We start from the raw sequence: 22732 nt of genomic DNA, 5'->3' as shown, positions 1-22732 counted from the left end.
AACCAGTCATCTCGTGGGAGGGCCGGCTCGGCCCGCACCACACACCCCGCCGATTCAGTGCGGAGAAGGAACAGAGCAATGAGCAAGAAGAGCAAGGCCTACGCGGCCGCGGCCGAGAAGGTCGACAAGTCCAAGCTGTACAGCCCGCTGGAGGCTGTGGAGCTGGCGAAGGAAACCTCGTCGAAGAACACCGACGCGACCGTTGAGGTTGCGATCCGGCTGGGCGTCGACCCCCGTAAGGCAGACCAGATGGTTCGAGGCACCGTCAACCTGCCGCACGGCACGGGTAAGACTGCCCGCGTGATCGTGTTCGCCGCCGGCGACAAGGCCGCCGAGGCCACCGCCGCCGGTGCCGACGAGGTCGGCGCCGAGGACCTGATCGAGCGCATCCAGGGCGGTTGGCTGGACTTCGACGCCGCGATCGCCACCCCGGATCAGATGGCCAAGGTCGGCCGCATCGCGCGTGTCCTCGGACCGCGTGGCCTGATGCCGAACCCGAAGACGGGCACCGTGACCACCGATGTCACCAAGGCCGTCAACGACATCAAGGGCGGCAAGATCAACTTCCGCGTCGACAAGGCAGCCAACCTGCACTTCGTCATCGGCAAGGCTTCGTTCGACCCGGCCAAGCTGGCCGAGAACTACGGCGCCGCGTACGACGAGATCATGCGTGCGAAGCCGTCGGCAGCCAAGGGCCGCTACATCAAGAAGGTCACCGTCTCGACCACCACGGGCCCGGGCATCCCGGTCGACCCGCAGGTCAGCCGCAACTTCGCCGAAGCTCCCCAGGCCTGATCCTGGCGCTCGCGCGTAACTAGAGACACCCACGAGGGGCCTGGCAGTCGATGCCGGGCCCCTCGTGCTCTGTCTACCCAGTTCTTCCATCGGAGGTCAGTGGCTCGTGGTGAGAATCCGTCTCGGAACCCGTGGTCGTGGTGCAGCGGTCGCCGCCGCCGTGCTGTCGATGCTGCTGGTGGTCGCCGGCTGTGGCGCGGGTGGCAGTCGCGACGATGACGCGAGCCCCTCGGGCACCCCCTCGACGATCGTCTCGATCAGCCCCACGACCACCGAGATGCTCTTCGCCGTCGGCGCGGGTGAACAGGTGGTCGCCGTCGACGACCAGTCCGACTTCCCGGCCGAGGCACCGCGGACCACCTTGTCGGGTTACACCCCGAACCTCGAGGCGATCCTCGCCTACGACCCCGACCTCGTCGTCCTCACCGACGACAACAACGACATCATCGCCGGTCTCGACCGGGTGGGCGTCGAGGTGCTGCAGATCCCGGCCGCGAAGAACCTCGACGAGACCTATGCCCAGATCCAGCAGGTCGGCGGTGCCACCGGCCACGCTCGAGAGGCCGACGAACTCGTCACCTCGATGCGCGCCGAGATCGAGCAGATCGTCCGCACCGTTCCGCTGCGCGAGGTGCCGCTGACCTACTTCCACGAGCTCGACGACACGTATTACACGGTCACCGACGACACCTACCTCGGCCAGATCTACGGCCTGCTGGGTCTGCGATCGATCGCGACGGGCCAGAACGGTTATCCGCAGCTCTCGCCGGAGTACATCCTCGAGCGCGACCCCGAGGTGATCTTCCTCGCCGATTCCCAGTGTTGCGGGGTCACGCCGGAGAAGGTCGCCGCACGTGCCGGCTGGGGTGACCTGCGTGCCGTCAAGGACCGGCAGATCCATGTCCTCGACGAGGACGTCGCGAGCCGTTGGGGCCCACGCGTCGTCGACCTGGTCCGCAACGTCGCGCAGATCGTCTCCGGCGTCGACGGACAGCCCACGAACTGAGATGTCGAGCCGTCACGTCGGGGCCATCTGCGGGGCCGTCGCAGTTCTGCTGGGCGCATGCCTGCTCGCAGTCCTCGTCGGCCCGGCCGGACTGACCCCGGAGGGCGTACTGCTCGACCTCCTCGACCGAATCCCGTTCGTCGACGTCGAGTCCGGGCTCACCCCGCGCCAGCAGACGATTCTGTGGGAAGTACGGATGCCGCGTGTGGCGCTGGGAGCGCTGGTCGGTGCGATGCTCGCGGTCGCGGGTGCCGCCTACCAGGGCGTCTTCCGCAACCCGCTCGCCGATCCGTACCTCCTCGGTGTCTCCAGCGGTGCGGGACTCGGCGCGACGGTCGCGATCGTCGCAGGCGGCGCGGCGGGCACGCTCGGCCTGCCGCCCGCGGCGTTCCTCGGCGGCATCCTGGCCGTCGCCGCGACCTACGCGTTGGGTCGCACCGTCGGCGGTGGCCGCACCGAGGTCGTCATCATCCTCGCCGGTGTCGCGGTCGCCGCGTTCGCCAACGCCATCCAGACCTTCCTCATGCAGCAGCACGACGACACACTGCGCCAGGTCTACAACTGGATGCTCGGCCGCCTGGCCACCGACGGCTGGTCGGAGGTCGTCACCGTGCTGCCGTACGTGCTCGCCTGCGTGGCCGTCATCGTGCTGTTCGGGCGCACACTCGACGTCATGGCGGTCGGCGACATCGAGGCGTCGAGTCTGGGGATTCGACCCGAGCGCGTGCGGTTGCTGCTGGTCTGCGTCGCGACGCTCGGCACTGCGGCCGTGGTCTCGGTGAGCGGTCTGATCGGCTTTGTCGGCATCGTGATCCCGCACGCGGTGCGGCTCCTCGTCGGCCCGGGGCATCGGTTGCTGTTGCCGTTGTCGTTGCTGGTGGGCGCGGCCTTCCTGGTCCTTGCGGATGTCGTGGCACGGACCGCGATGTCGCCTTCGGAGTTGCCGATCGGCGTGGTCACCGCGGCCATCGGTGCACCCTTCTTCCTCGTCGTCCTCCGACGCAGCGGACGGAGCGTCGCATGACCGCCTCGATCATCTGTCGCGGTGTCTGCGCGTCCCGTGGGGGAGTGGAGGTCCTCCACGACGTCGACCTCGAGATCGGGTCCGGCACCTGGGTTTCGCTCGTCGGGCCGAACGGTTCGGGGAAGACGACGCTCCTGCATGCCCTCGCCGGGCTGGTGGCCTCGACGGGGCAAGTCGATGTCGCGGGCGTCGACCCGGGGCGTGCGCGCCGTCGCGAGATCGCCCGCGCCGTGGCGCTGATGCCGCAGCGGCCGATCGTCCCGGAGGGCACGTCGGTGCGCGAGCTCATCGGCCTCGGCCGCACCCCGCACATCACCCGGTTCGGCAGCGAGACCCGCTCGGACCGTGAGGTCGTCGACGATGTCATCGAGCGGCTCGACCTAGAGGAGTTCGCCAACCGTTCCGCGTCGGCTCTGTCGGGTGGTGAGCTGCAGCGGGTGGTGCTCGCCCGTGCGCTGGCCCAACAGCCGCGCGTGTTGCTCCTCGACGAGCCGACCAGCGCCCTCGACATCGGCCATCAGCAGCAGGTGCTCGACCTCGTCGACTCCATGCGCCGCGCCAGCGAACTGACCGTGATCGCTGCGATGCACGACCTGACGTCGGCGGCACAGTACGGACAACGTCTCGTACTGCTCGACCGGGGACGCATCGTCGCCGACGGGCCGCCCGCCGAAGTGCTCACCGCCGAACGACTCCGGGACGTCTACGCCGCGAAGGTCGAGGTGCTCGACCGCCGTGACGGCCCGGCGGTGCTGCCGGTGCGAGATCCGGGGCCCGGCGAACGGTGAAGGTCACGCTGCTCGGCACCGGAGCCGCTGACGGTTGGCCGAATGCGTTCTGCCGCTGCACTTCATGTGCCGATGCGCGGCGCCTGCGCGACTTCCGTGCCCAGACGGCGGCGCTCGTCGATGACGGGTTGATGCTCGACTTCGGGCCTGATGTCATGAGTTCAGCCGTACGCCAGGGTGTTTCGCTCGCCGACGTGCGGCACGTCCTGATCACGCATGCACACGCCGATCATCTTGCACCGCAGTCGTTGCTGTTCCGGTCGTGGGTCGAGGGGGCTGGTGACCTCGAACTGATCGGTCCGGCCGATGCGCTCGATGCGTGCCGCCCGTGGGTGGGGCCCGACGCCGCGGTGCGGTTCACGCCGGTCGTCGCGGGCGAGTCGTTACGGGTCGGTGAGTACGACGTGCGTGTTCTTCCCGCGCAGCACAAGGTCTTCCGCGACGGTGACGCCGTGCTCTACGACGTCACCGGTGCCGACGGCACCCGACTGTTGTGGGCGACGGACACCGGTGTGTGGCCGTCTGATTGGTTTGATCGGCTCGAGGGAGCGGCGTTCGACGCGGTCTTCCTCGAGGAGACCTTCGGTGATCGCGGAGAGCTGTCCGCCGGCCATCTCGGGCTGGACGGTTTCGGGGCGATGGTCGAGCGGATGCGCGGCGTCGGTGCGATCGTCGACGCCACCGAGATCGTCGCTGTTCACCTGGGACACCACAATCCGCCGATCGGCGAACTGCGCCGGCGGCTCCGGACATTGCGCGCACGGCCGGGACGAGATGGGGAGGTGCTCGCCATGGGCGAGCCGGTCGGGCACCGGATCTTCATCACCGGCGGCGCGAGGTCGGGGAAATCGCGGTACGCCGAAGGCCTCCTGGGCGGAGTCGACGACGTCGTCTATGTCGCCGCGGGCGGTCCGCGAACCGGTGATCCCGACTGGGACCGTCGCGTCGAAGCCCACCGTGACCGTCGCCCCGCATCGTGGACGACGGTCGAGGACACCGACGTGGCGGGCATTCTGCGTTCGGCGCGCCGGCCGGTCCTCGTCGACTGTCTCGGCACCTGGCTGACCGCCCGGATCGATCACCACAATGCCTGGGAGAACGTCGAACTCGACGCTGTTCGGGCCGAGGTCGACGACCTGCTCAACGCCTGGCGAACATGCACCGTGCCCGTCATCGCCGTGAGCAACGAGGTCGGCAGCGGCGTCGTCCCGGCGACCGCGTCGGGCCGGATGTTCCGGGACGAACTCGGCCGGCTCAACGCCGCGGTCGCCGAACTCGCCGACGAGGTCGTGCTCATGGTCGCCGGGCAGCCACTGGCCGTGCGGTAGCCCGGCGCCTACTCGAGGTCACTGGATGACGAACGTCCTGGAATCCCGGGCGCCCATCCCGGACATGTTCTCGTAGGCGGTGATCGTGAAGGTGCCCGGCTTGTTGTAGAAGGGGTCGGTGAACGTGGCGCTGCCCTCGCAGACCGTTGCGTGGTACGTAGGAAGGCTCGTGCCCAGGAAGGTGATGTCGACCCGACAAGGGATGTCCCTACCCTGGCCGCCGAAGACGCGCGCCGACCACTTCACCCTGGGAGCGAACGGTCTGCTGTAACGATTCGGCCCGAGTGCGCTGCCGAGAGAATTCTCCACCGACATGCTGATACTCGGGAGCACCACGCCGAGGCCGGGCGCCGACAGGCTTCCGGAGTCGATGCCGTGCCACGACAATCCGGGGGCGGCGGAAGCGGGTGTCGTGATCATGGTGGCGGCGGCCGCCGCGGTCAGTGCGGCTATTCCCAACGTGCGTCTCATTTTCGTGCTCCTCCTCGAAGTGCATGGTGCGGCGAAACGCAAGTTGCGGCAGCAATGCCCTCGACCGACTGGAAATCACGGTACGTGGGACGGTGTCCGATTTGCGTCATCTGGTCGAAGGTATTTCACGTCTGGTAAAGATCTCCGGACCTTCTCGTGATCGGTGGCAGCTCAGTTCAGCCAGTCGTTACCGGCAAGGCCCAGCTGTCGGACATCGAGGGTGGGTGTGACCCCCGACGCAGGAGCGAGGTCATGAGCCTCGAGGACCGACCGAAGTGTCTCGGCCGCGTCGATGTTGAGCGGGCTCGACACCCACATCGCGTAGGGCAGGTTCACGAAGCGGTTCTCGCGCACCGCCTTCAGGTTGCGGCTGGCGGGATTGGTGCGCAATGCGTCGATCTTCTGATCAACGGACTGACCGGGGTAGTCGACGAAGACGATCAGATCGGGGTCGGCGGTGGTGATGCGTTCCCAGCTGACCGCGGTCCAGGTGTCCTGGACGTCCTCGGTTGCGTTGCGTGCGCCCGCCGCGTCGATGATGCCCTGTGGGCCACCGAAGGAGCCCGACGAGAAGATCGTGTCGGAGACGCTGTCGAACACGAAGACCGTCGGCTTGGTCGCCGGTTGCGGTGCAGCACGGAGCTTTTCGAGGCGGCCGGATATGTCGTCGGCGACCGCCGCACCCCGCTCGGGATTGCCGGTGATGGTGCCGATGTTCCGCAGGTCGGTGTCCAGCGCGACCCAGGGGTCCATCGTGCCGCGCTGTGCCTGTCCGTCGACCTGACGGCAGGCCTCGGACAGCTGGTAGACGTCGATCCCGTGGGAGGCCAGGATCTCGGGAGTGATCCCGCGGGATTCACTCATGCCGTAGTTGTAGCCGGCGTAGAGCACCTCGGGTTTGGCGCCGACGATGTTCTCGAGCGTCGGCTGTTCGGTGGCGACCTCGTTCAGGGTGTCGACCTGCGGCCCGTATTCGAGCCGGAGGACGTCCTTGTCGCGGGCGAGTGAGCTGACCGCGACCATCTTGTCGTGTGCACCCGTCGCCAGCGCGATCGCGATCATCCCGCCGTCGTTGACGAACAGGCGATCGAGAGGCTGATCGAAGGTGACGTCGGCGCCGCAGTTGGTGACGGTGACGCTGTCGGTTGCGACGGCGCCGGACTCGGCGCCGCAACCCGCCGCGGTGCCTAGGACGAGAGCGAGAGCGGCGGATCGGGTGATGGTGTGTCTCATCAATTTTCCTTGGTGGTGTAGGCCTGCGGTGCAGGTGAGGTGGGGGAGTCGAGGAGGAGATGCGCGAGGCCGGTCGCGGGATGCGGCACGACGGTGCCGGACACGTCGAAGACCGACGCCAGCAGATCGGGGGTCAGCACCTCGACCGGCGGGCCGTGTGCGGTGATGCCGCCGTCGGAGACAACCGCGACGGCGTCGAAATGGCGGAGGACGAGGTCGAGGTCGTGCATGGCGGCGATGACCGTCGCCTCGAGGTCGTCGAGGATCTGCATCAGCCGCAGCCGCCAGGCCGCGTCGAGGTGGTTCGTCGGCTCGTCGAGCACGAGAATCGGGGTCTGCTGTGCGATCGCGCGTGCGAGGACGACCCGGTGCCGCTCGCCGCCGGACAGCTGCGTGCACGAGCGGTGCTCCCAACCGCCCAGTCCCACCTGCGCCAGGACCGACCGGATGATCTCGTCGTCGTCGGAATTGCGCGTCGCCCATGCAGATCGGTACGGCGTGCGTCCCAGCCCCACGGCTTCTGCGACCGTGAGTTCGGCCGACGGGTGTTCATCCTGGCCGACGACGGCGATCGACAGCGCACGACGCCGCGCCGGTAGTCGACCGAGATCGTCGTCGCCCAACCGGATGTGCCCGCCCGCCGGTTGTTCGAGACCGCACAGGGTCCGGAGCAACGTGGTCTTACCCGCACCGTTGGGGCCGACGATGGCGAGCCGGGTTCCGGCCGGGACGGCGAGATCCACTTCGCGCAGTATGGATCGGCCACCTCGGCGACAGCTGATGGCGTTCGCGCGCAACGACATCGATCGCTTCACGGCGCCCATCAGGAACCGCCGCCGAACACATACTGGCGTCGTCCCATCAGGAACAGGAAGATCGGTGCGCCGATCAGTCCGGTGACGATGCCCAGTGGCATCTCGCGGGGGGACGCGGCCACTCGTGAGATGACATCGACCCACACGAGGAACAACGCACCGCCGCAGGCCGCGACGGGGATCATCGCCCGGTGGGTCGCACCGACGAGCAGGCGTGCAGCGTGGGGAACGATCAAGCCGACGAACCCGATCCCGCCCGCGACCGCGACCAGAACGCCGACCAGGACTCCCTGGACCGCGAACAACGCATTTCGCATGGCGCGCACCGGGACACCGAGGGACGTCGCGGTGTCGGTCCCGGCTGCGTAGGCGTCGAGCCAGGAGTGGATCGCGACCATGGCGAACACCGTGACCACGACGACGACCCCCGCGATCTGCACTTTCGCCCAGGTCGCGCCGGCGACGCTGCCCAGCATCCAGAACATCACGTTGTCGGCGGCATGCGGGTCGGCGGCGGTGAAGACCAGAAGTGAGGACATCGCCATGAACGCCGACGACAGCACCACTCCGGAGAGGATCAGGCGCAGGGCGGTCAGTCCGCCCTGCGCCCGGGCTACGGCGTAGACCGTGACCGAGGCCGCGAGCGCGCCGATCAGCGCGCCGCCGGACAGCGCCCAGACACCCAGCGCAGCAAACGATCCGAGGGTGATGACCGCCGTCGCGCCGACCGCGGCGCCGGCCGACACGCCCAGCAGGTACGGTTCGGCGAGTGGGTTGCGGACCAGGGCCTGCATGACGGCGCCGGCGAGGGCCAGACCGGCGCCGACGATGGCCGCGAGAATCGAACGCGGCAAACGGAGATCCCAGATGATCACCGAGTGCGCGGCGTCGAGCTCATCGCCGTGTAGGCGGCCGGCGACGGTTCGCCAGACGTCGCCGATGGGGATGGTCTCGGCGCCGAAAGCGGTGGCGATCGCGATGCTCACCAGGGTGAGTGCGAGAAGGATCAGGGCAAGAGGCAACGACGGAAGTCGCCGTACCGACATGGCGGTGGCGAGCATCGTCCTGCCGTCGGGAGGACGGGACACGTGTGGAACTGCCTTTGGTCTGGGCATCTGTGCGCGAGACGCCGGGTGGACTCGACGAGAACGGCAGGTATTCGGACTCGGGTTCGTCCGTACCCGACGCCTTCCCGGGTTGCCCCAGTGGCCTGATGTCGGGTCCGTCCCCCATACCGCTGCGCGCCAGTCCTGGATTCGCACCAGGTTCCCTGGCACCCGCGTTGTGCAGGTGCGACCGCTCTCATCGGTCAGGTTAGCAATTCGGGCACCGAGGACCACCGTCCCGTGCGCGCATCGTCGCGCGAGGGTTGCCCGGAGGTTCTAGGCTGGGCGCTGACAGGCAACGGACAGGTGCGAATCGAACCGAGGCGGACGGTGATCCGATGGACGGACGACCCACGAAACTGGCCATCATCGGGGCGGGCGCGGTCGGTACCGCGATCGCCTATTCGGCGCTGATCCGCGGAGTCGCGCGCACCGTCGCATTGCTGGACATCAAGGCCGCCAAGGTCACCGCCGAGGTGCTCGACCTCTCCCACGGTCTGGAGTTCGTGCCGCGCGCCGACGTCATCGGCTCCGACGACGTATCGGTGTGCGCCGACGCCGACGTCGTCGTCTTCACCGCCGGGGCGAAACAGAAGCCGGGACAGTCCCGACTCGAATTAGCCGATGCCACAATAGGTTTGACCCGTAACATCCTGCCGAGCGTGCTCGAGGTGGCACCGAACGCGATCTACCTGATGGTGACCAATCCGGTGGACATCGTCACCCACGCGGCCCAGAAGATCACCGGCCTGCCGTCGAATCAGCTGTTCGGATCGGGAACCGTGCTCGACTCGTCGCGGCTACGGTTCCTCGTCGCGCAGCACTGCGGGGTCGCGGTGCAGAGTGTCCACTCATATGTCGTCGGCGAACACGGCGACAGTGAGATCCCGCTGTGGTCGTCGGCGACGATCGGCGGGGTGCCCCTGACGTCGTGGAAACCGCTGCCGGGGCGGCCGGAGATGGATGCGGTTGCGCGCGAACGTATCCGGCACGAAGTCGTGCATGCCGCCTACGCCGTCATCGAAGGCAAGGGTGCCACGAACTACGCCATCGGACTCGCCGCCACCCGCATCGTCGAAGCCGTACTCAACGACGAACATCGGGTGCTGCCGGTCTCGACAGTCGCCCCCGGATTCCCCGGGCTCGACGACGTGTGCCTGTCCCTGCCGACCGTCGTCGCCCGCGGTGGTGCACAGACGCGTCTCGAGGTGCCGCTGTCGCCCGACGAAGAAGCCGGCCTGCTCGCCTCGGCCGAGACGCTTCGCCGGATGCAGGCGCGGTTCGGGTTGTGAGGCACGATCGCCGCTTTCGTGGAAGATTCGCCGGTTTCGAGCCAGTGCCTCTTCCCGGAGATGGCGATTCTGGTCTGGCCCTGTCCGCCAAGCGGACCAATTTCTCTCCTCGGTGCGGGTGCCGACGCCCCGCCGGGGTAGTTTCACCTGGTCACATCGGTGTGGGAGAAGGTTCGACGATGAGTGGTTCGCGCAAGGTTGTTCTGGGATTTGTCGCTGCGGCGTCGATGGCTATCGCGCCGCTGATGGTGGCGGCTCCTGCCTCGGCCGCGACCGACTACGCCAACTGCAAGGCACTCAACGCCGACTACCCGCACGGTGTGGGCCAGCCCGGCGCCGTCGACTCGACATCGGGCACCCCGGTCACCAACTTCACCGTCGACCAAGCCCTCTACGACGCCAACGACGAGAGCGATCGCGACGGCGACGGTATCGCCTGCGAGAAGCGCTGACCGCGAGTCACACTGGGTGACGTGTTCACCCCGCGCGAGGACGAGAATCGTCGACTCCTGCGTGCCCGCGACCTGATCGACCGGTCGTACGCCGAGCCGCTGGACACCGCGGCCCTCGCCCGCGTCGCCCACATGTCGCCGTCGCACTTCATCCGGCGATTCCGCGCAGTCTTCGGGGAGACGCCGCGTCACTACCTGCAACGACGCCGCGTCGAACGTGCCTGCGCGTTGCTGCGCACCACGACGACGCCGGTCACCGACATCGCGCGCGGCGTCGGATACGAGAGCCTGGGCACCTTCGGGCGCACCTTCACCGCGATCATCGGCTGCAGCCCGACCGCCTACCGCCGGCGCGTCTCCCCGGTCCCCGTGCCGGGATGCTTCGTGCGCCGCTGGACGAGGCCGATCGGGGCGGCCACCTTGATCAATTCCGGAGAAGCGCCGGCCGCCACCACGGTCGTATCGTCGGGCTCATGATCACCGGCATCGGCATCCACTCCGTCTACGTCCTGGACCAGGACGCCGCGCTCGACTTCTACGTCGGCAAGCTCGGCTTCACCGTCGACACCGACGTCGACATGGGTTTCATGCGGTGGCTCACCGTCGCCCCGCCCGGACAACCCGACCGTCTCATCCTCCTCGAGAAGCCCGGACCTCCAGCGCTTTCCGAGGAGGCCGCGGCCAAGGTTCGCGACCTGGTGACCCAGGGCGCGATGCCGGTCACGATCTTCGCGACCGACGACTGTCGCGGAACGCATGCCGCTCTCGTCGCGAAGGGCGTCGAGTTCAGCCAGGACCCCGAGGAACAGCCGTACGGCATCGACTGTGCCTTCCGCGACCCGTTCGGCAACAACCTCCGGATGACGCAGCGCGCCGCACAGGAGCGGCCGGTCGACGCCGACGACATCGCCCGCTGGGCGCCCGAGAGCTGATTCGTCCGCGGGTTGAGTTGCTCCGACCTGCGTTTTCCGGCCGACCTGCGGTTCGATGGAACCGATCGGGCGCGCCGATAGTCTGAACTACATGCGCGACGACAAGCTGCTCACCCGGATCTCCGCCCTCCTGCGCCAGGCGGAGAACACCGACAACGAGCATGAGGCCGAGACGTTCATGCAGGCTGCCCAGCGCTTGGCGACGGCGTCGTCGATCGATCTCGCCGTGGCGCGCGCACATGATCCGGCTGCGCGCAAAAAGGTCACCCCGATCTCGCGGCAGATCAAGATCGGCGAGCCGGGCAAGCGTGGCCTGCGCACCTACGTGCAGTTGTTCGTGGCGATCACCATGGCCAACGACGTGACCGTCGACGTCGCGAGCAACTCGACCTTCGTCCTCGCCTACGGCTACGAGGCCGACATCGACGCCTGCGAGGCGCTGTACACGTCGCTGATCATCCAGATGGTCGCCGCGAGCGACGCCTACCTGCGGTCGGGGGCGTACAAGGGCGAGACGTTCGCGCGGGTCGTCACGAAGGGCAGCGGCTGGCGGGCGCGGCGGGTGATCGAGGAGAAGCCGCTGTCGCCGATCACCGCGCGACTCAACTTCCAGTCCGCCTTCGCCGAACGCATCGGCAAACGTCTCGCCGAGGCCCGCGACGCCGCTCGTGAAGAAGCGCTCGCCGCCGAACGGAAGTCGGGGGAACCGGAACGCTCGACGGCGCTCGCGCTGCGCAACAAGGAACTCGAGGTCACCGACTTCTACAAGACCGAGTCCACCGCGCGCGGCACATGGCGGGCGTCGAGCGCGTCGGCCGGCTACTCGGAGGCCGCCCGCAAGGCGGGGGACCGGGCGGGGCGTCGGGCCAAGATCGGCGCCGACCGTGAATTCGGCGGTGCCCGAGGCGCTCTCGAGGCCTGACCAGCGGTCGGTCGCTGGGCTCAGTCGGTCCGGTCGTACCAGGCGACCGACGGGGACGGGATGAACGGGGTCGGGGCCCCCGCCCACCGTCGAACCCGGGTGCCGACACGTCCGGGGTCGGTGGCCACACCATGTACGACGATGGCCGTGATCACCAGGATCGCGGCGAACACGAACAGCCAGCTGATCGCGACGAACACGATGCCGAGCGTGCCGAAATAACGGATCGTTCCCGACGCCAGCATGGGCAGTGCAATCCGGCTGCCTGCCAGCAGTGCGGTGATCAGCAGGCCCGTGACCACCCCGTTCAACGCGAGGAGCCGCAGCGGGACCTGGGTGGACACCAACAGTCGGGGGATCGCGGTGCAGGTCGCCGACCAGATCGTGACGGTCACGAGAAAGACCAGCACGATCCCGAGGAGACCACTGCCGCCGAGGTAGATGCCGAACAACGTCTCGGCGTGCAGGCCGGTCGACAACCCCTGGGCGGTGACCGCGGCCGGGATGAGGAACAGCACGATCACCCAACGCCAGAAGGCTCGCCACGGCAGTTTGGTGACGCCCCAGATCGCGACATACATTCGGCCCAGAGCACGTGACAGGGAGGTGGCGCCGGCGATGGTCATGAGTGCGCCGATGATCCCGAAGGTGGCGAACGACTGCGGGTTGTCGACCGAGTTGTGGTCGAGCTTGCTCACCGGGATGCCGAGCCCGCTCAGGGCGTCGTCGACGACGTCGCTGCCCGGGAGCGTGAGCAGCAGGATGACGATGGGCAGGATCGAGGTGAAGGCCTGCGCGGCGAGGGTCATCGCACGGTCGGTGATGTCACCGCGCGCGATGTCGGTGAGGATGCGCAGGCTCAGCGTGGCGCCGGGCAGTCGCAGCACGCGTTGGCCGAACGCGTGCAGGTCGGGACGGCGCATGAAGACTCCCATCGGCTACAGCGGACCCTCATCATCATTGGTGATGCCGTGAGTCCGCGTGACACCGGGCGTGCCCGGTACTACGACGCCGAGCGTCTCGTCTTCCGGCTCTTCGACACCGCGTCCTCCTCGCGCACCGTGCAGCTGGCCGGGACCGAGCTCACGCTGCCCGCCGAGGCCCGGTTCGCCTCGATCGACGCGGTGCGCGACTACGTGGGACGGGTGCTGGAGCTGCCGAGCGTGCGGTCGAGGTTCCCGCGCGCAGCCGAGCCGGTATCGGTGCGGGAGCGACGCGGCCAGAGTTCGGCGCACTACGCGCGGTCCACGACCGCAGCCGGTGACAGGTTGCTCAGTGCGGAGATCGCGATCCCGTCGTCTGCGGAGGGACGGTGGGCGCTTCGAGAGCTCGTGGTCCTGCACGAACTCGCCCACCACCTCGACGACTCCAAGGGGTCGGGTCACGGACGCGGCTTCGTGCTCACCCTCATCGAGCTCGTGGGTCTCGTCCTCGGGCCCGAGGCGGCGTTCGTGTTCCGTGTGGTGCTGGCCGATTCCGGGATCGGCTGAGAACCTCTCCGGGACGCAGAACTCAGTGCCCGGTGATCTTCTTCGCCGAGTGCCCGATCGTGGCCTCGCCGCCGGTCATGATCCTCATGAACTCGCGTTGTTCGGCGGCGCCGCGGAGCGCCGCGCGTTCGCGCCCGCCCGGGCGTTGCGCCTGAATCGATCGGATGATGTTCACCGGGAACCGGATCACCGGATACCAGGGTGGGACGAAGGGCAGGCCCAGTGTGCGCATCGCGGCCGGGCCCAGGAATCCGCTGGTGACCGAGAGGTGTTGTGCGCGAGCGATCTTGCGACGCACCTTCGGGAACCTCGAGTAGTTCCACTGCAACGGATCGTCGGCCATGGGCACCGAGAGCTGCCTGGTCGTCTCGTCGGGCGTGGAGAGGACGTACGAGGTCTGGAGCAGCACGCGGATCGCGTCGCGGAAGCTCGTGGGCAGGAACTCGTCCCGCACCCCGAGCAGCCATCCGGCGTACCGGGTGAGGTGCGCGACGGCGTCGTATTCGCTGGGGCGGTTGACGAGTCCCATCATGACGACGCCCAGGCTCGGGGAGACCAGTGCTCCGACGAGCGTGGCGGCCATGTCGGTCTGGTTGATGGGGAGTCCCCAGGCGTCGGCCTCCCAGTCGGGCAGAGCGGCGACGTGGCGCCGGACCATCGCGTGGATGAGGCGCACACGCAGCGTCGACTGGTAGCCGATGCCGTGTGGGCGCAAACCATTTTCGGTGATGACGTCGGTGGCCCACTGGGTGGTCTCGGCGAACCGGGTGTTCGATCCCTTCTCGAGGGCGCCGGTGCGCAGCAACGTCTGGTTGAAACCGGCGAACTGGTAACCGCCGAGCAGGGCGACGTCGCGCGCCACGTACAGGCCGTCGGCGCCACCGCTGCGCATGACCCGCGCGCCCTTCTCGATCAGGTCGGGGTCGACCCAGTCGGGGACGGTCTCCACCTCGGTGAAGAACTCGCGCAGCGGGGCCGGGGCGTCGTCGATCGAGTCGATGCCGTCGACGAGGGCACGCTCGAACAACGGGCGCGCCCGGGACATCCCGGCGGTGTGCATCCACTCGACGAGGCGGTCCGCCGGTTCGTCACCGACCGTCAGCAGTTCGCCGAGGTGACGAAAGAGTTCGCGGCCGGGTTTGCGCAGTCCCAGTAGGGGCGCGACGAGTCGCAGGCCGATCGGGATCGTGCACGGACCATCCGGGTGGCGCGACGGGATCTTCGGCGCGACAGTGGGCGGTGCGAGGGTGCCCGGGAGCGCCTGCGGCGGCGTCGTGGCGCCCCGTGCGGTGGTCATCGGTCGTGCACTCCGATCCGGAGGTTCTGGGTGACGGCTGTCCTCCAAAACGTAGGTCGGCGGTGCAACGGTGTCAATGGGACGAACAAAAAGAATCGTCCCAAAGTGCTGGTAGGCGCTGTGGCCGGCTAGATCCTTGCCGCCTCGGACGTGACGGCGCTCAAGCCCTCGCCCGCGAGCAGTGTGAGGTAGCTCGGATGGTCGGGGTCGAGGACAAGGCGCTGTTTACGGCCGCGGGCCTTGATCAGATCGGGCACCACGGTGAGGTAGCGGGGGAGGCTCGCCGCGTAGACGTCGACGCGCAGGCGGTGGCCAGGCTGCAGGACCGCGTCGGTCGGGACCAGGTCGACGTCGATGCGAACGGGCTCGTCGGCGGGCACGGGGAGCTTGCGCTTGCGGGACAGGTAGTGATGCGCCGAGAGCAGGCTGCCGTCGGACGCGTAGGTCGACTTGCTGCGGTCCAGCGCACGATTCGACGCCGAGAGGGCGCCGTTGGTGAGTACCGTCGACGTGCCGTCGGGCGCGACGTCGTTCACGGTCACCGCCCAGATCGCCTCATGGGCGGTGGTGGCCACGTTGAGTCGCAGGTTCATCGCGCCGCTGATCGGCGTGGCCTCGGTGACCGGTGCGGTGGTGAACGACAGTGCGCCACGCTCCTGGAAGCGTGCGTCCTTCGCGTAGTCGGCGCCGAGGATCATGGTGGCGCCGGCGGTCACCTGGGTCATGTCGCGGGATCGGAGTCCGCGGGTGTCGGATCGGACGTGGAGGGACGAGAGACCCTGTGCGGGAGCCGAACCCAACGTCCCGTCGTGTACGGCGTGGTCGGCGGTCGACGACGTGTCGGGCGTCAGGTACAGCCGCTTCGGCGCGACGCCCGGGCGCGGGAAGTTCTGTCCGGCGGTCCAGGCACCGCCCTGCTGCAGCATGGTGACCGGCCCGTAGAACTCGATGCCGTTGCGGTGTCCCTTGAGCCAGCGGTCGAACCAGGCGCGTTCGAGGACGTCGAGACGCGGCGGCGCGAACTTGCCGCCATACCCCGAACCGACGTCGAGGTGATAGCCGTCGCCGACGATCATCTGCTTGCGGCCGGGTTCCATGTTCAACCGCTCGTATACGCCGGTTGCGCTGCGGCCGAACAGATCGTGCCAGGCGCCGACGGTGAACGTGGGAGCCTCGATACGGTCGACGATCGGGTCGCGCTCGTCGAAGTACGGGTCGTCGAAGATGCGTGGATCGCGGGCGGTGAGGAAACCCCAGAGGAGCGAGGGGATCTCGGTGGCCGGCGACTTCACCCGGTCGACGGCCCATTTCAGTGCGTGACCCCTGGCGATGTCCCGAATGATGTTGGCGGGGTTGGGAACCCATTTGAGCATGTTCACCGCCGACAGCCATACGGGGATGAACGCCGACGGCATGCCGCCGGTGATGTAGATGTCGCGCACGATGTCGTCGCAACCCTCCACGGCGAACACGGCTTTGAGTTGCGGCGGGCGCTTGTCGGCGGCCTGCAGCGAGTTGATCGCCGAATACGACCAGCCGGCCAGGCCGACAGTACCGTCGCACCATTCCTGCTCACTGACCCAGTCGATGATCTCGACCGAGTCCTCTTGCTCGCGCGGGCCGAGGATCTGCCACTTGCCGTGGCTCGCACCGGTACCGCGGACGTCGACGACCACCTGCACGTAGCCGCTGCGTACGAGATTTCGGTTGATGCCGAAGACGTCGAAGACGCCGCCCGACAGCGTCTGGGTGAGGGTGGTGAGGCCCTCGAGTGCGGTGCCGGTCGCATCGATCGACGCCGACGCGGTGTGCAGCGCCTTGCCGAGCACGGGTGCGTGCAGCGCCTGGTCGATGAAGTCGATGGCCGCCCGGTTGTACGGGTTGATGTTGACGATCGCGGGGTAGGGGGTGAGGACCGTCTGCCCGAACCGGTTGGCGGGGCGGATCACGGTGGCGCGCAGAATCACCCCGTCGCTCATGGTGATCGAGACGTCGCGGTCGATGGCCACACGCGGGTACAACTGCTTGCCGTCGACCTGCTCGCGCCAGCGGATGCCGTCGGCACCTCCGGTCGGGTCGCCGAGGGGGAGGGTGCCGAAATGGGGTGCTTCCGTGGGGCGTCGCGACGGTGAAGGAACCGGCCGCGCACGGCGTTCCGCGGGATCCAGTTGATACGTCATGGTGCACCACCCTGCCTGGGGTGAGAGGTGTCGCACCGGGAGTGCTGCTGGTCGAGATGGCCGGGTGGACACCGACACCCCTTCGTGTCGGTCGTGGGCGACGGACCCGCTCCGCTGGCGGCGGAAATCAGTGTGTTCCAGGTCACCTCACGCGTTCGCTGAAGAATAGCTCAGCCCCGGTATCGGATGGCTAACCGGGCGGCGTCGGTTTGACCATCGGAGGTCTACGGCCGGTCACATTCCGGTAGCGACAGGTCGATCGCGGCGGCCGCCTCGAGGACCATCCACGCCGACAGTTGCACCGACAGGTCGCGTTCGGGGACCTCCGAGGGCATCACCGCACCCGCCACGAACTGGGCTTTCTTGCCTGCGGCGGTGGGTACGACGGCCTGGCTGCGCCAGTCGCTGGGAAATACGACGCGGCCGCGGACCTCGGTGCGGTTCGACCACGCCGCATCGGCGCTCGAGATCACGATCCGGGCTGCCCGGGCACGCAGTTCATCAGAACCGTCGACATCCGGGAGGTCGGTGGCGATGAGCCCGAGATAGCGGGCGAGCACCCCGTGGAACAGGCCGCCGTCGCCACCACCTCCGCCGTGGATCACCCCGTCGGTGCACGAATGCTTCTCGACGGCACCGAGCAGACGGGCCAGACGGTCCAGATGTCGCTGGTCACCGGTTGCGCGGAAGGCTTCCAGCTCGGCGCCGAGAACGACGCCCTGACAGTAGGTATAGGTACCGGTCTCGGCCTTCAGTGAACCGTCGGGCTGCTTCTTCAGGCCGTCGATGACCAGGTGCGTCTTAGGGTCGATGAGGTTGGCGTCCATCCAATCGCACATCGCCACAGCACGTTCGACGTGACCGGTACGGGCGACCAGGATCGCGGCGGGGCCGTTCGCCGGGGCGTTGAAGAACTGGTCGGTCGTGCGCCAGGGGATGCCGCCGCCGTCCTCGGGGACCCACGCGTCGAGCATCCGTCGCGTCAGGACCTCCAGGCCCCGCCGGTGGTCGAGGTCGAGGTGACGGTCGGCGCGTTCGATCGCCAACCCCAACCAGGCCATGTCGTCGTAGTAGTTGTTCGTCCACCGTCCGAGGTTGCGGACCTTGATCCCGCGCAACACCCGATTCGCGTCGTCGGCGACATCGGGATCGAAGGAACGGTCGCCGTACCCCGAGCCCTCGGGTCGGTGGATCGCGGCGTCGACGAGCAGGTCGACGAGATGCGCATGCCACCAGTAATGCCAGGATCCGAGATGCGCCGCGACGAACCCGATCGGCCACGCGACCGCCGCCGTGCGCGTCGCCGGCAACCAGAAGGCCCGCTGCAGGTGCCGCGCCGTGACAGCGTCCATGGCGGCCTGCGCCCGCTCGTTGGGGTCGTGCACGTCGGTCGATTTGGTTTGTTCCCCCACAAGGACGTAGCCTAGTCGTCGGTGTGATGCACAACCGTGCGTCGTATCGGTTCAACCAGAGACCGTTGGTCGTCGGGAACTCCCGAACGAAGGCGCGACAGAGTCGCCGGCCCACGCAGGATGAACGAGGAATGTGGTCCCACACATCAGTGTGCGTCTTCACGCCCCGTGCCTGCGTGCCGGGGCGTTTGTCATTTCCGCCGTCGATCGCCTCCACGGCCCGTCGCTCAGTTGAACCCGACCAACTCAAGTGACGAGGAGAGGAGGCGAAGTATGGCCAAGTCCGAAAAGGTCGCCGCTGTTGCGGAGATCGCAGAGCAGTTCAAGGGCTCCACGGCGGCAGTGGTCACGGAATACCGTGGACTCACCGTCACCCAGATCTCCCAGCTGCGACGTTCCCTCGGTGAGGGTGCAACCTACTCCGTCGCCAAGAACACCCTGGTGAAGCGTGCCGCAGCTGATGCGGGCGTGGAAGGGCTCGACGAGCTGTTCACCGGTCCGACCGCCATCGCCTTCATCGAAGGTGAGCCGGTTGTGGCCGCGAAGGCGATCAAGACGTTCGCCAAGGACAACAAGGCTCTGGTCATCAAGGGCGGGTACATGGACGGCCGCGCGCTGTCCGTTGCCGAGATCGAGCAGATCGCCGACCTTGAGACCCGTGAGGTCTTGCTGGCCAAGCTCGCCGGCGCCATGAAGGGCAACTTGGCTAAGGCAGCCGGTCTGTTCAACCAGCCGGCATCGCAGGTCGCGCGTCTCGCAGCGGCCCTGCAGGAGAAGAAGAACGAAGCCGGCGAATAACTCGCCGCACCACAGCCAGTCCCCGGACCGTACGGGGATGCACACCAACCCCGTACGGGGACTTACAGGAAGGACGCCACCATGGCGAAGCTCACCGCTGACGAGCTCATCGAGCAGTTCAAGGAACTGACCCTGCTGGAGCTCAGCGATTTCGTGAAGAAGTTCGAAGAGGTCTTCGAGGTCACCGCGGCCGCTCCGGTCGCCGTTGCCGCTGCAGGCGCACCGGCTGCCGGTGGCGCCGAGGCTGCTGCCGAGCAGGACGAGTTCGACGTCATCCTCGAAGGTGCCGGCGACAAGAAGATCCAGGTCATCAAGGTCGTCCGCGAGGTCGTCTCGGGTCTGGGCCTGAAGGAAGCCAAGGACCTCGTCGAGGGTGCTCCGAAGGCTCTCCTGGAGAAGGTCGACAAGGAGGCCGCCGAGGCTGCCAAGGCCAAGCTCGAAGAGGCCGGCGCCAAGGTTTCCGTCAAGTAAGACTCTTTTACTCGACTCCACGAGCCCGGGACAGCGTTTGCTGTCCCGGGTTCGTTGTCGTTCGGGGATCTGGATTGATGTCGCACGAGCGGGGCGAACATGGGTACCGCTCGTCGCGCTCTCGCCCTCGCCGACGCCCGGTCGGAGAGCGTCGGGGAATCGTGGAGTGGTGCGCAGATGATCGCGGCCGGGCTGCCGCTGCCTCGTCTCCAGCACACGTTCCAGATCCCCGGTGGGGAAGCGAGGTCGGACTTCGACTGGGACGGCCGAGTCGTCGGTGAGTTCGACGGCCTGCAGAAGTATGGTCGGCTGCTGCGCCCGGGAGGAGACTGCGGCCGCAGCGTTGATCCGCGAGAAGAAGCGAGAGGACGCGCTACGGGCGCAAGGAATCATGGTGATCCGCTGGACCTGGTCCACTCTGGAACGCGGAGAGTTGGTCGAATCAATTCGGCCTTGGTTGGTGACTGCCGGACTCCTCGCGGCCTGACCGGACCGTACTTCGGGGGATGGTTGGTGCGCTTCGTGGACGTCCGTCTCCCGACGTGAGTCGCGTGCGACTCCATTCCGGCCCAACGACTTCGGTCGATGTCGCACAGTCGAAACGGCGTCCACCCGAGTGACCTGCGACTCTGCGTCGGGCGTCACAGGGGGTGGTTATGTCCGACTTCCCTCACTTCGTTCCATCCGCTAATGTCATCGACGCGGCGGGGGTTACCGGTTGGTAGCTTCCTCGTCGTCAACGCTGAGTAGCTCCGGTCGCGTTGTGGGTGGACTCTGGTCGGTTACAGTGACCCCAACCACAAATGCCACCGGCTGGTGTGCGGCCACACCGTGGCCGCTCTCGGGGGCAGCGAACGTCTGGAGGAAGTTGTGGGTGTAGAGGTCAGTGTCGAGGGGCTCACCAAGTCGTTCGGATCTCAGAACATTTGGCGTGATGTCACTCTGACCCTTCCGGAGGGAGAGGTCTCCGCACTGCTCGGACCGTCGGGTACGGGTAAGTCGGTGTTCTTGAAGACCTTGATCGGTCTGCTGCATCCCGAGCAGGGCTCGGTGATCATCGACGGCACCGACATCACGCAGTGCTCGGCGAAGGAGCTCTACGAGATCCGCAAGCTGTTCGGCGTCCTGTTCCAGGACGGTGCGCTGTTCGGTTCGATGAGCCTGTTCGACAACATCGCGTTCCCCCTTCGTGAGCACACGAAGAAGAAGGAGAACGAGGTCCGCGACATCGTCATGGAGAAGATCGACCTGGTCGGTCTGACCGGTGCCGAGGACAAGCTCCCCGGCGAGATCTCCGGCGGTATGCGCAAGCGCGCAGGCCTGGCCCGCGCCCTCGTTCTCGATCCCCAGATCATTCTGTGCGACGAGCCGGACTCGGGTCTGGATCCGGTTCGTACCGCCTACATCTCGCAGCTGTTGATCGACATCAACGCGCAGATCGACGCGACGATCCTGATCGTGACGCACAACATCAACATCGCTCGTACGATCCCGGACAACATCGGCATGCTCTTCCGCAAGGAACTGGTGATGTTCGGTCCGCGCGAGCAGCTGCTGACCTCGGAGCAGCCGGTGGTCAAGCAGTTCCTCTCCGGTGACCGTTTCGGTCCGATCGGCATGTCCGAGGAGAAGGACGAGGCCGTCCAGAAGCAGGAAGAGGCCATGCAGGCCGCGGGTATCTCCGGTGGTGGCACCAAGGAGGACTTCACCGAGATCATCCCGCAGGTCCAGCCCAATCCGGGTATGCCCGAGCGCAAGGCCGTCGCCCGTCACCGTGAGCGCGTCCACGCGATGCTGCCCGACCTGCCGAAAAATGCGCAGGAGGCGATCCTGCGCAGCCAGGAGCAGGAAGACCAGATCCGCGCCGAGAGCCGCGCGCACGCCGAGGGCATGGCCAACGAGGGCGGCGGGCGCCACGGAAATTCGGGCGACAACGAATGGACCAAGGCCTCGGACGGGAACGTGGCCGTCGCCGACCCCAAGACCGACGTCATCGACTACGGCGGCAGCGATGCGCCGACCGAGCAGTGGCAGACGCCCGGTGGCGGCGACGCACTGACCAAGCCCAGTCATCGTGCTGCTGACGGGAACGAAGGGCGGACCATCTAGGGATGACGAATGCCACCACGCGTGGCGTCGACCGAATCGCGCAGGCCGGAACAGGTGCACTCGCCCAGACCGGCAATATTGTTCAGCTCTTCGTCGATGTTGCACGCCAGACCTTTGTGCGGCCGTTCCAGTGGCGGGAGTTCATCCAGCAGGCGTGGTTCATCGCCAGTGTGACGATCCTGCCCACCGCCCTGATCGCGATTCCCTTCGGCGCCATCGTCTCCTTGCAGACGGGCTCGCTGATCAAACAGCTCGGTGCCGAGTCGTACACCGGTGCGGCCAGCGTGCTGGTCGTCATCCAGCAGGGGTCGCCACTGGTGACCTCGCTGCTCATCGCGGGTGCGGCCGGATCGGCGGTCGCCGCCGACCTCGGTTCGCGCACCATCCGTGAGGAGATCGACGCCATGGAGGTGCTGGGCATCAACCCGATCCAGCGTCTCGTGGTCCCGCGTGTGCTGGCCATGGTCCTGGTCGCGATGCTGCTCAACGGCCTCGTCGCCGTCATCGGCATCGGTGGTGGTTACTTCTTCAACGTGGTGGTGCAGGGTGGCACCCCGGGCGCCTACCTGGCGTCGTTCGGTGCCCTCGCCCAGTTGCCCGACCTCTACGTCTCGACGCTGAAGGCAGCCATCTTCGGTGTGCTGGCCGGCGTCGTCGCCTCCTATAAGGGGCTCAACCCCAAGGGCGGGCCGAAGGGCGTGGGTGACGCCGTCAACCAGAGCGTCGTCATCACCTTCCTGCTGCTGTTCCTCGCCAACCTGATCATCACTGCGGTCTACCTGCAGATCGTTCCGCCGAAGGGGAGCTAGAC

The 22732-nt window shown here is 67.4% G+C and carries 23 protein-coding genes, 1 pseudogene and 1 riboswitch; of the genes and pseudogenes, 16 read left to right on the top strand and 8 right to left on the bottom strand.

What is annotated here, in order from left to right:
• The first annotated feature begins 78 nt into the window (after positions 1-78).
• The 5 genes from rplA to GONAM_RS02560 all read left to right on the top strand — a co-directional run bounded on the left by rplA (position 79) and on the right by GONAM_RS02560 (position 4941).
• Complete coding sequence (gene rplA, locus GONAM_RS02580; RefSeq protein WP_006358216.1) at positions 79-795, top strand: 50S ribosomal protein L1; 717 nt, start codon at positions 79-81, stop codon at positions 793-795.
• 106 nt (positions 796-901) lie between these two features.
• On the top strand, positions 902-1801 hold the full coding sequence (locus tag GONAM_RS02575; RefSeq protein ID WP_006865219.1) for an ABC transporter substrate-binding protein: 900 nt from the start codon (positions 902-904) through the stop codon (positions 1799-1801).
• Between the two features lies 1 nt (position 1802).
• The gene (locus GONAM_RS02570; RefSeq protein ID WP_006865218.1) at positions 1803-2825 is read left to right on the top strand and encodes a FecCD family ABC transporter permease; all 1023 of its coding nucleotides are present in this window, start codon (positions 1803-1805) and stop codon (positions 2823-2825) included.
• Entirely contained in the window at positions 2822-3613 is a 792-nt protein-coding gene (locus GONAM_RS02565) for an ABC transporter ATP-binding protein (RefSeq protein WP_006865217.1), read from the top strand. Before GONAM_RS02570 ends, GONAM_RS02565 begins: the two co-directional genes overlap by 4 nt.
• On the top strand, positions 3610-4941 hold the full coding sequence (locus GONAM_RS02560) for a bifunctional adenosylcobinamide kinase/adenosylcobinamide-phosphate guanylyltransferase (protein WP_006865216.1): 1332 nt from the start codon (positions 3610-3612) through the stop codon (positions 4939-4941). Before GONAM_RS02565 ends, GONAM_RS02560 begins: the two co-directional genes overlap by 4 nt.
• Positions 4942-4959: 18 nt before the next feature.
• Here GONAM_RS02560 and GONAM_RS02555 read toward each other — a convergent pair whose 3' ends face one another.
• The 4 genes from GONAM_RS02555 to GONAM_RS02540 form a co-directional block, all read right to left on the bottom strand.
• Positions 4960-5412, bottom strand: coding sequence for a hypothetical protein (locus tag GONAM_RS02555; protein WP_006865215.1), 453 nt, complete (start codon positions 5410-5412; stop codon positions 4960-4962).
• Between the two features lie 171 nt (positions 5413-5583).
• On the bottom strand, positions 5584-6645 hold the full coding sequence (locus GONAM_RS02550; protein ID WP_006865214.1) for an ABC transporter substrate-binding protein: 1062 nt from the start codon (positions 6643-6645) through the stop codon (positions 5584-5586).
• A complete protein-coding gene (locus GONAM_RS02545; RefSeq protein ID WP_006865213.1) occupies positions 6645-7469 on the bottom strand; it encodes an ABC transporter ATP-binding protein in 825 nt (274 codons plus the stop codon). Before GONAM_RS02545 ends, GONAM_RS02550 begins: the two co-directional genes overlap by 1 nt.
• Positions 7469-8521 carry a FecCD family ABC transporter permease gene (locus tag GONAM_RS02540; protein WP_006865212.1) on the bottom strand — a complete coding sequence of 351 codons (1053 nt, stop codon included), beginning with the start codon at positions 8519-8521 and terminating at the stop codon, positions 7469-7471. The genes GONAM_RS02545 and GONAM_RS02540 overlap by 1 nt, the downstream gene beginning before the upstream one ends.
• Before the next feature lie 72 nt (positions 8522-8593).
• A riboswitch (cobalamin riboswitch) is annotated at positions 8594-8776 on the bottom strand.
• 128 nt (positions 8777-8904) lie between these two features.
• Here GONAM_RS02540 and GONAM_RS02535 point away from each other — a divergent pair.
• The 5 genes from GONAM_RS02535 to GONAM_RS02515 all read left to right on the top strand — a co-directional run bounded on the left by GONAM_RS02535 (position 8905) and on the right by GONAM_RS02515 (position 12164).
• The gene (locus tag GONAM_RS02535) at positions 8905-9858 is read left to right on the top strand and encodes an L-lactate dehydrogenase (RefSeq protein WP_006865211.1); all 954 of its coding nucleotides are present in this window, start codon (positions 8905-8907) and stop codon (positions 9856-9858) included.
• A 179-nt stretch (positions 9859-10037) separates the two neighbouring features.
• Positions 10038-10310 carry an excalibur calcium-binding domain-containing protein gene (locus GONAM_RS02530; RefSeq protein ID WP_006865210.1) on the top strand — a complete coding sequence of 91 codons (273 nt, stop codon included), beginning with the start codon at positions 10038-10040 and terminating at the stop codon, positions 10308-10310.
• Between the two features lie 21 nt (positions 10311-10331).
• Positions 10332-10787, top strand: coding sequence for a helix-turn-helix domain-containing protein (locus GONAM_RS02525; protein ID WP_006865209.1), 456 nt, complete (start codon positions 10332-10334; stop codon positions 10785-10787).
• A complete protein-coding gene (locus GONAM_RS02520) occupies positions 10784-11242 on the top strand; it encodes a VOC family protein (protein ID WP_006865208.1) in 459 nt (152 codons plus the stop codon). The genes GONAM_RS02525 and GONAM_RS02520 overlap by 4 nt, the downstream gene beginning before the upstream one ends.
• 91 nt (positions 11243-11333) lie before the next feature.
• Positions 11334-12164, top strand: coding sequence for a DUF2786 domain-containing protein (locus GONAM_RS02515; RefSeq protein ID WP_040535223.1), 831 nt, complete (start codon positions 11334-11336; stop codon positions 12162-12164).
• A gap of 20 nt (positions 12165-12184) precedes the next feature.
• On the opposite strand, the gene GONAM_RS02510 is transcribed toward GONAM_RS02515, so the two are convergent.
• Complete coding sequence (locus GONAM_RS02510) at positions 12185-13087, bottom strand: YhjD/YihY/BrkB family envelope integrity protein (RefSeq protein ID WP_006865206.1); 903 nt, start codon at positions 13085-13087, stop codon at positions 12185-12187.
• A gap of 48 nt (positions 13088-13135) precedes the next feature.
• Here GONAM_RS02510 and GONAM_RS02505 point away from each other — a divergent pair, with 48 nt between their 5' ends.
• Complete coding sequence (locus GONAM_RS02505; protein WP_006865205.1) at positions 13136-13654, top strand: TIGR04338 family metallohydrolase; 519 nt, start codon at positions 13136-13138, stop codon at positions 13652-13654.
• A 22-nt stretch (positions 13655-13676) separates the two neighbouring features.
• Here the strand turns inward: GONAM_RS02505 and GONAM_RS02500 are convergent, their stop codons facing one another.
• The 3 genes from GONAM_RS02500 to GONAM_RS02490 all read right to left on the bottom strand — a co-directional run bounded on the left by GONAM_RS02500 (position 13677) and on the right by GONAM_RS02490 (position 18543).
• Positions 13677-14951 carry an oxygenase MpaB family protein gene (locus GONAM_RS02500; RefSeq protein WP_006865204.1) on the bottom strand — a complete coding sequence of 425 codons (1275 nt, stop codon included), beginning with the start codon at positions 14949-14951 and terminating at the stop codon, positions 13677-13679.
• 128 nt (positions 14952-15079) lie between these two features.
• On the bottom strand, positions 15080-17131 hold the full coding sequence (locus GONAM_RS02495) for a CocE/NonD family hydrolase (protein ID WP_006865203.1): 2052 nt from the start codon (positions 17129-17131) through the stop codon (positions 15080-15082).
• Positions 17132-17355: 224 nt separating this feature from the next.
• Entirely contained in the window at positions 17356-18543 is a 1188-nt protein-coding gene (locus tag GONAM_RS02490; RefSeq protein ID WP_006865202.1) for a glycoside hydrolase family 76 protein, read from the bottom strand.
• A gap of 273 nt (positions 18544-18816) precedes the next feature.
• Between GONAM_RS02490 and rplJ the strand changes: the two genes are divergently transcribed.
• From rplJ to GONAM_RS02465, 5 genes and pseudogenes are all read left to right on the top strand, one after another.
• Positions 18817-19341, top strand: coding sequence for a 50S ribosomal protein L10 (gene rplJ / locus GONAM_RS02485; RefSeq protein WP_006865201.1), 525 nt, complete (start codon positions 18817-18819; stop codon positions 19339-19341).
• An 81-nt stretch (positions 19342-19422) separates the two neighbouring features.
• A complete protein-coding gene (gene rplL, locus GONAM_RS02480) occupies positions 19423-19812 on the top strand; it encodes a 50S ribosomal protein L7/L12 (protein ID WP_006865200.1) in 390 nt (129 codons plus the stop codon).
• Positions 19813-19914: 102 nt separating this feature from the next.
• Positions 19915-20299 (top strand): annotated as a pseudogene (locus GONAM_RS22890) (hypothetical protein); the annotation flags it as partial.
• Between the two features lie 383 nt (positions 20300-20682).
• The gene (locus GONAM_RS02470) at positions 20683-21921 is read left to right on the top strand and encodes an ABC transporter ATP-binding protein (RefSeq protein WP_006865198.1); all 1239 of its coding nucleotides are present in this window, start codon (positions 20683-20685) and stop codon (positions 21919-21921) included.
• 2 nt (positions 21922-21923) lie between these two features.
• Positions 21924-22730, top strand: coding sequence for an MlaE family ABC transporter permease (locus GONAM_RS02465; protein WP_006358237.1), 807 nt, complete (start codon positions 21924-21926; stop codon positions 22728-22730).
• Positions 22731-22732: the final 2 nt, after the last annotated feature.

Origin of the sequence: Gordonia namibiensis NBRC 108229 (assembly GCF_000298235.1) — a bacterium.
In the GTDB taxonomy this organism is placed as follows: Bacteria; Actinomycetota; Actinomycetes; order Mycobacteriales; family Mycobacteriaceae; genus Gordonia; species Gordonia namibiensis.
Note: the sequence above shows the minus strand (reverse complement) of the source record. Positions and strands in the feature narration are given on the sequence as shown.

Excerpts from the sequence above, each read along its gene's own strand:
- GONAM_RS02540 (WP_006865212.1), bottom strand. The coding sequence starts at position 8,521 with ATGCTCGCCACCGCCATGTCGGTACGGCGACTTCCGTCGTTGCCTCTT.
- GONAM_RS02545 (WP_006865213.1), bottom strand. The coding sequence starts at position 7,469 with ATGGGCGCCGTGAAGCGATCGATGTCGTTGCGCGCGAACGCCATCAGC.
- GONAM_RS02515 (WP_040535223.1), top strand. The coding sequence starts at position 11,334 with ATGCGCGACGACAAGCTGCTCACCCGGATCTCCGCCCTCCTGCGCCAG.
- GONAM_RS02520 (WP_006865208.1), top strand. The coding sequence starts at position 10,784 with ATGATCACCGGCATCGGCATCCACTCCGTCTACGTCCTGGACCAGGAC.
- GONAM_RS02565 (WP_006865217.1), top strand. The coding sequence starts at position 2,822 with ATGACCGCCTCGATCATCTGTCGCGGTGTCTGCGCGTCCCGTGGGGGA.
- GONAM_RS02530 (WP_006865210.1), top strand. The coding sequence starts at position 10,038 with ATGAGTGGTTCGCGCAAGGTTGTTCTGGGATTTGTCGCTGCGGCGTCG.
- GONAM_RS02500 (WP_006865204.1), bottom strand. The coding sequence starts at position 14,951 with ATGACCACCGCACGGGGCGCCACGACGCCGCCGCAGGCGCTCCCGGGC.
- rplL (WP_006865200.1), top strand. The coding sequence starts at position 19,423 with ATGGCGAAGCTCACCGCTGACGAGCTCATCGAGCAGTTCAAGGAACTG.
- GONAM_RS02510 (WP_006865206.1), bottom strand. The coding sequence starts at position 13,087 with ATGCGCCGTCCCGACCTGCACGCGTTCGGCCAACGCGTGCTGCGACTG.
- GONAM_RS02555 (WP_006865215.1), bottom strand. The coding sequence starts at position 5,412 with ATGAGACGCACGTTGGGAATAGCCGCACTGACCGCGGCGGCCGCCGCC.
- GONAM_RS02535 (WP_006865211.1), top strand. The coding sequence starts at position 8,905 with ATGGACGGACGACCCACGAAACTGGCCATCATCGGGGCGGGCGCGGTC.
- rplJ (WP_006865201.1), top strand. The coding sequence starts at position 18,817 with ATGGCCAAGTCCGAAAAGGTCGCCGCTGTTGCGGAGATCGCAGAGCAG.
- rplA (WP_006358216.1), top strand. The coding sequence starts at position 79 with ATGAGCAAGAAGAGCAAGGCCTACGCGGCCGCGGCCGAGAAGGTCGAC.
- GONAM_RS02495 (WP_006865203.1), bottom strand. The coding sequence starts at position 17,131 with ATGACGTATCAACTGGATCCCGCGGAACGCCGTGCGCGGCCGGTTCCT.
- GONAM_RS02570 (WP_006865218.1), top strand. The coding sequence starts at position 1,803 with ATGTCGAGCCGTCACGTCGGGGCCATCTGCGGGGCCGTCGCAGTTCTG.
- GONAM_RS02550 (WP_006865214.1), bottom strand. The coding sequence starts at position 6,645 with ATGAGACACACCATCACCCGATCCGCCGCTCTCGCTCTCGTCCTAGGC.
- GONAM_RS02465 (WP_006358237.1), top strand. The coding sequence starts at position 21,924 with ATGACGAATGCCACCACGCGTGGCGTCGACCGAATCGCGCAGGCCGGA.